Origin of the sequence: Streptomyces sp. 8N114 (assembly GCF_052245835.1) — a bacterium.
Classification (GTDB): Bacteria; Actinomycetota; Actinomycetes; order Streptomycetales; family Streptomycetaceae; genus Streptomyces.
The window spans coordinates 1-6,633 of record NZ_JBQQBT010000052.1 but is presented as its reverse complement, the minus strand read 5'-3'; the positions used below and the strand labels follow the sequence as shown (position 1 = coordinate 6,633).

The 6,633-nt window shown below is 69.4% G+C and carries 6 protein-coding genes; 4 read left to right on the top strand and 2 right to left on the bottom strand.

Annotation, left to right across the window (positions count from 1 at the left end):
* The first annotated feature begins 30 nt into the window (after positions 1-30).
* The 4 genes from ACTWQF_RS36670 (at position 31) to ACTWQF_RS36655 (ending at position 4,415) form a co-directional block, all read left to right on the top strand.
* The gene (locus ACTWQF_RS36670; protein ID WP_443284110.1) at positions 31-363 is read left to right on the top strand and encodes a hypothetical protein; all 333 of its coding nucleotides are present in this window, start codon (positions 31-33) and stop codon (positions 361-363) included.
* Between the two features lie 53 nt (positions 364-416).
* A complete protein-coding gene (locus ACTWQF_RS36665) occupies positions 417-851 on the top strand; it encodes a helix-turn-helix domain-containing protein (RefSeq protein ID WP_443284109.1) in 435 nt (144 codons plus the stop codon).
* An 89-nt stretch (positions 852-940) separates the two neighbouring features.
* Positions 941-1,732 (top strand): hypothetical protein, encoded by a 792-nt coding sequence (locus tag ACTWQF_RS36660; protein ID WP_443284108.1) that lies wholly within the window; start codon positions 941-943, stop codon positions 1,730-1,732.
* A 94-nt stretch (positions 1,733-1,826) separates the two neighbouring features.
* A complete protein-coding gene (locus tag ACTWQF_RS36655; protein ID WP_443284107.1) occupies positions 1,827-4,415 on the top strand; it encodes a Helicase associated domain protein in 2,589 nt (862 codons plus the stop codon).
* A 218-nt stretch (positions 4,416-4,633) separates the two neighbouring features.
* On the opposite strand, the gene ACTWQF_RS36650 is transcribed toward ACTWQF_RS36655, so the two are convergent.
* Together ACTWQF_RS36650 and ACTWQF_RS36645 are read right to left on the bottom strand one after the other, a co-directional pair.
* On the bottom strand, positions 4,634-5,053 hold the full coding sequence (locus ACTWQF_RS36650) for a helix-turn-helix domain-containing protein (RefSeq protein ID WP_443284106.1): 420 nt from the start codon (positions 5,051-5,053) through the stop codon (positions 4,634-4,636).
* Between the two features lie 56 nt (positions 5,054-5,109).
* On the bottom strand, positions 5,110-5,730 hold the full coding sequence (locus ACTWQF_RS36645) for a hypothetical protein (RefSeq protein WP_443284105.1): 621 nt from the start codon (positions 5,728-5,730) through the stop codon (positions 5,110-5,112).
* Positions 5,731-6,633 lie beyond the last annotated feature (903 nt).

The following is a 6,633-nucleotide window of genomic DNA, read 5'->3' as shown; positions in this document are numbered from 1 at the left end:
TAGCCCCAGGCCCTTACCGGAAGGACCCGGATGAACATCACCACCGACTACGGCTCTTGGGTAAACCACGGCGACCACCTCAACGTGAGCGTTGAGGCCACGGTCCTGGATGCCATCAACGGCGGCGACAGTGAATGGCAGGAGCGCATGGAGATCGCCGGTGCTCTCGACCGCATCGCCTCCGACTACCGCAAGGCCATCAACGAGGCGCTGCCTGAGGGCGTGCACCTGGTCGGCAACGACTTCATCGGCCCCTACTACGAGGCCGACCACGTGTGGACTGGAGAGCTGGACATTGCCGCCGTGATCGAGGACGTCGACCTGTTTGCCATCATCGAGCGCCACGACGTCGACCACGCCTGATCTGCCCCTTTCGCCCCCGGCGTCCAGCCGGGGGCCTCGCCTTGGAGAGAACCGTGACCGAGTACGCCGATCCGCCCGGGGTGCCCGAGGACGAGCGCATGACCCCCGCCGAGTTCAAAGTCGTCCGGGAGTACCTGGGCCTGACCGGGGACTGGCTCGCCGGCCACCTCGGGGTGAGCTCCCGCACGGTGCGGCACTGGGAGCAGGGCAAGTACGCCATCCCTGACGGGGTCCGGCTGGAGATCGAGGACCTGGAGCGGCGCACCGGCGAGTTCGTCTCCGGCATCATCGACAAGCTCATGGACCTGCCCGACCCGGGGGTGGTCACCTACCGGGACGACGCCGAGTACCACGCAGCGCACCCTGAGGTTCCGTTCCCCGCCAGCTGGCACCGCGCCGTCCTCGCCCGCGTCGCCCAGGAAGTGCCGGCCCTGTCCATCACCTACGCCGACACCGTCGAAGGGCTGGAGCAGGAGACCCGCCCATGAGCGTGCAGAAACTTCCCTGCCGGGCCCCGGCCTCGTCCTGCGGCACGCCAGCCGGATGGCGCAAGGGAGGCCGCTGCTGGCGGTGCCGCATGGCCCACAACGCGGAAACCAACCGCTACCGGGGCCTGCGGCCAGCGGACCGCGCAACCGTCCTGGAACAACTGCGGGCAGGCGCCACCCCGCACGAGGCCGCTGAGATCGTCGGAAAGACGGCGAGAGCCCTGGGGCAGGCGGCAGACGGCGACGGAGAACTGCGGGCAGCCCTGGACGGACACCCCCCTGGCGTGCAGGTACTCGCCCGCCAACTCGACTACCTCGCGGCCTTAGTGCGCTGCGCAGGAGACGAAGAGGTAGCAGCCCGTGCTCTGGGACTCCCGGGGGACGCGCTTGCCCAGTGGCGCAGCGACGATGTGGGCTACGCGCAGATGGAGGACCGCGTACGCCTGCGGATCAACGAGGCCGGCCCTTCCCCCAACAGGACCAAGACTCCCCTCAGCCAGCTGGAGAGGGCTGCGGGACTGCTGGAGAACGGACACACCCTCACCCAGGCCGCCAAGTCCATCGGGGTCACCCCTAACACCCTCCGCAACCGAGCAGAGGACTGCCCGCGGCTGCAGGCAGCACTACCACCGCTGCGAAAAGAACGCGGCACACCAAACCAGCTGCGCAAGCTCACCCCCACAACAGAGCGACGGCTGCGCGCGATGTGGCCACACACGCCGTCCCTGACAGAAATCGCCCTACGTCTCGACATCTCCCTCCCCACACTGCGCCGGTGGGAGGAGGTGCTGGTGCTGCCATGGCAGCACCACGACGAATCCCCGAAGGACGCCCAACAGCGCGGAGCACGACCCCGTGCACAACAGGACATCGCGCCCTGATGCACCAGGCCCTCAGATCCCCCAGCGCTTGGCCGCCGACGTCACCAGCAACGGACCCTTCTTCGTGCCGCGCCCCGCCGAAAGGAAGCCCAGAATGAAGACCGACAGGAGCCAGGTGGTGGAGCTGCGGCGCCGGCAGACCGAGGCCGTCGACGCGGCGGTGTTCGCGCTGGAGACCCCGCCCGGCGGCATCCCCGCCGACGGTTTGCGAACGCAGGTGGTCGCGGCTCCCGGCTCCGGCAAGACGCTGGTCGCCTACGAGGCTGCGCGGCGTCTGGAGCCCCGCGGCCGGGTCCTGGTGCTGGTGCCCACCTTGAATCTGCTGACGCAGACGGTGGCCAAGTGGCGCCAGTACGGCATGCGCGGCCCGGCGGTGGCGGTCTGCTCCTTGGACCGTGACCCGGAGGTGCGGGCTTACCTTGCCGACGATCTGGACGTGCGGTGCACTACGAATCCGCTCCGGCTGGCGTTGTGGGCGGGCAGCGGGCCTGTCACGGTGTTCGCGACGTACGCCTCCCTGGTCGGCAACCCCGGCCGCCGCAGCGCCGACGAGGAAGACGAGGATGCGGCCGAGGAGCGGGCGGTAGCTGGTGTCCTGGAGCGGGCGCTGGCCGGGGCGTTCGGGCAGAAGCTGGAGGGGTTCGGCCTGGCCGTCGTGGACGAGGCCCACCGCACCGCCGGCCTGGCGGCCAAGCCGTGGGCGGTCGTCCATGACAACGCCCGTATCCCTGCGGACCGGCGCTTGTATATGACCGCCACGCCCCGCGTCTATGAAGGGGACGCCACCAGTGGTGAGGTGCTGGTGGCGTCGATGGACGACGAGGCCGTCTTCGGCAAGCCGGCCTTCACCTTCCCCCTGGGGCAGGCCATCGAGGAGGGTGTGCTGGCCTCCTTCGAGATCGATGTGCTGGAGATCCGGGACCCGGCACCTCCCGGTGACGAGGCCACGCTGGAGGAGCGGCGCGGGATGCGGCTGGGCGCGATCCGTGCTGCCGCCCTCGCACACATGGAAACGACCGGCGTCGTCAGCCTGCTGTCGTTCCATTCCCGTACGCAGGAGGCGCTGTCCTTCGCCCGCGGCCTTCCGGACGCTGCCGACGAGCTGCGTGCGGCTGGCCGGTTCCCGGGGGAGGTGTGGGGGGAGTGGCTGTGCGGCCTCCACCCGGCCGCCCACCAGCGCTCCGTCCTCGACCAGTTCGCCAACGGCGTGGACGCGGAGGGCCGCAAGACGGAGTTCCGCCTCCTGTCCACCTGCCGCCTCCTGGGCGAGGGCACCGATATCACCGGACGGTGCGGTCTAGACGGCGTGCTGTTCGCCGACGTGCGCAGCAGCCCCGTCGACATCGTGCAAGCCGTCGGCCGCGCCCTGCGACAGAAGCCCCACGAGGGGAAGGTCGCCCGGCTGGTCGTGCCGGTGCTCCTGGCCGCCGAGGACGAGGGCCGGGACATGGCCGCCACGGCCGCGTTCGAGCCGCTGGTGACTGTCCTGCGGGCCTTGCGCGCCTTCGACCCCCGCGTGGTCGAGCAGCTGGCGCTGCGCCCCGCAGGACGCAGCAGCGGCACGCCGGAGGATGTCCTGGCCGCCGATCCTGCCGGGGATCCCCGGCAGGCCGACACCTCAGCCGAGGGCGGTGAGCCGGCCGACGAGGACCACGCCCAGGAGCAGGAGCCCGACGGCCACGAGCACGGCGCCGAGCTGGCGCTGCTGCATTTCTCCCGCCGCCCCCGCGAAGCCGACCAGATCGCACGGCTGGTGCGCACCCGCGTCCTGCGCCCGGAATCCACCGCCTGGCTCACCGGCCTGGAAGCCGTCCGCACCTACGCCGCCGCCCACGGGCACGCGAACATCCCCTACACCGCCACCGTCGACCTCGGTGACCACAAGGTGGCCTACCCGGCCGGCCAGTGGGCGGCTGGGCAGCGCCGCGCCTGGCGGCATGGCGAGCTGGCCGACTGGCGGATCGAGCTGCTGGCAGAGACCGGGTTCGTCTTCGATCCCCGCGACCAGGCGTTCACGGAGTTCTTGGACGTGTGCGCGCTCTACTTCGCTGAGCACCACACCCTCGCCGCGCCCCGGGATGCGGCTCTGGCAGGTGTGGCGGTGGGGGAGCGGCTGCACCAGGCCCGCAAGCCCGGCGGGCTGGGCAAGAAGCCGGAGCGTGCGAAGAGCCGGCGGGAACGGCTGGAGGCCATCGACCCGGACTGGAACCCCGACTGGTCCCTGTCCTGGCAGCGGCACTACGCGAAAGCCCGCTGGCTCATCTCCCAGGGCGCCGCCCTCACCGAGCTCCAGCCCGGCGTCAGCCTCGGCGGCGACGACATCGGCTCTTGGCTGGCCGAACAGCCCGCCGCCTGGCACACCCTCACAGACGGCCAGCAACGGCGCCTTACCGAGCTGGGAGTGCGCCCGGCCGCCACGACGGCGGCACTTCCGGCCGGCCCGGCCGTGCCCGCCGGGGCAACCCGATGGGAAATCAACCTCGCAGCCGCCCGCCAATTCAAATTGCGAGAAGGGCACCTACGTGTTCCACGGGACCACACCGAATCCGTCACCGACGCCGAAGGATGCGAATTCCACATCCGGTTGGGCGTTTTCCGTAGCAATACCCGCAGCCGCTACAAGAAACAGAAACTCACCCCCGCCCAGTCCCGCGAAGCACACGAAGTCGGCCTCCTCAACTGATCCCCACGTGCACAGCTGCTGCACGGGTCGGCGTCCGACCGCCGGTGGGTCGCGGTTTGTTCTGCTGCCCCAGAACAAACCGGTTTAGCTGGTGCTACCGGCAAGATCGCGGGGCGGGCACGAAGAAGGCGCCGCACCCGAGTGCGTGCGGCGCCCTTGGGGCCTTCGCAGGGGCCAGGAGCCCGCTGGAGGGCCTGGCAGGGCCTCCGTGGGGTTGGTTAGCCGGCGGCGGCGAGATTGGCCGTCTGGGCGGCGAACCGGGCCCGTCGCTGCTCGGTGAAGCGTCCGGGCTCGGCGGCCTTGATCTCCGGGACCGGCATGACGGGAGAGGAGACCGCGCCGCCGGTCAGCAAGGGATGGAGCTGGTAAAGGCCGTCCTCAAGGCTCCAGGCGAGTCCGCACTCCCGCAGCTCCTTGAAGCCGCGGTTCACGGTCGGCTTGCTCGCGCCCAGCTCGGCACACATCTCGTTCTGGCTGATCGCGGCAGTGCCGGTCTCCGGGTCGCTGAGGTACAGCAGCTGGTCCAGGACACGGCGGCCGGCAGTGGAGACGTCGACCAGGGCCAGGAGGCGCAGGACGTCACGGGAGATCGTGACGGGAGCCTCTGTGGGAGGGCTGGGGACGTAAGAGCTGCTCACGGAGCCTCACCACTTCCGATCAGGTCGACGGTGTATCGAGGATATGCCGCGCGAGGTCATGCGCTCGCCTTACGAACGGGCCGCCGCTGTCTGAGCGTGACGACCCTTTCCCTGCGGCGGGCGGCCTCGACGGCCTTCTTCGCCGCTTCCCGCGCCTGGCGCCACTCGGTGGGGTAGTCGGGGTGCGGGATGACGCAGGCCGGGCCCTTCGCGCTGTTCCACAGGGCCTGCCACTTCTCCTGCTCGCTGGAGGTGCCGGCCACCGTAAGCCAGGGGTTGAGCTGGAGGATGCCGCGCTTGGCGGTGCGCATCCACCCGATGTGCGCGAAGAACTGGCTGGCCTCGTTCACGGAGGCCGCCGACAGGTTGCACCGGCCCTGGAGATCCCGCTGGTTGGTCTTCACGAAACCGCGGGCGGCGACGCGGACCTGGTCGTCGGCGCGGTTGGCGTTCTGCAGCGCCACGAGCTTGCACCAGACCTGGAACCAGCTCCCGGGCATCTTCAGGCTGCCCAACACATCCATCAGCAGCCGGGCGTCCAGCACGTAGCCGCTGCACTGTGCGCTCGCGGCGAACTCGCGGCCCCTGATCTTCTCCACACCCAGGATCAAGCCGCCCTTGCCGTCCGACCGCGCGACCACGCGCTCACCGGGGCGGACGATCGGCAGCTGTTCCATCAGCACAGCCCTCCAGAGATGATCAACACAAGGGGAGCACGGTAGCACCAGGTAAACCGGCTCGTTCTGGAGGAGCAGAACAAACGGCGCCTCACAGCCAGCTGACGGCCGGTCAAGTAGAGGGTGACTTTGTTCTAGATCTCCAGAACACCCGGGAGTCGTTTGTTCTGGAGATCTAGAACAAACGACTTCGCATCACCACAGGTCAGGGGCAGTTTCGGCGTGGATCTCTCTTATGTGTCACCAGACACCCAGCGGACACCTCAAACCTCACCCACGCCGTGCGTCACGCACCACAACGCAACTGGCAGCAGCGGGCGTGTCGGCGGCGACCGTCACCGGATCGAGGGGATGGCCTGGTGAGCCGGTCTGGTTGACTCCCCTGATTCGCGGCGTGAGCTGGTGTGGTGAGCGGCGTGGTAAGTGAGCGCGGGATCGTGGTAAGCGGACAAATTCCGTTGCTTACCACGGAGAAACAGCGCTCTTCATGACGGAGTGTCCGGGACTTTTCCGGGTGAGTTTTCGGGGCTGTGGGGTGGTGACGCATGGCACCAATTTCGACCCTGTCATGCATACTTGATCTGGTGTCAGGGAATGCCTTGTGCGAGTGCGGGGGAGTGGATCAGCATCCCAAAACCAACCCCGGTATGCATACTGGATGAGCCGAGCGGACAGCCGCACCCTCTCCCCGCAGCCAGCCGGTGGGCGACCCCGGAGGGGGCGCGCACCAACCCCAGCCCCACACCGGCCCGCAGACCGGAGGCGGGCAACAACACAGGCCACAGGGCCGGTTGGCCACGCCGGAGGCGGGGCCTCCGGCCCCGGAGGGGACGGGACTGGACCCCGGAGGGGGCCAGTCTTCCCGCCTCGTAGAGGCGGCGCGTCGTGTCTGCGGAGCAGACC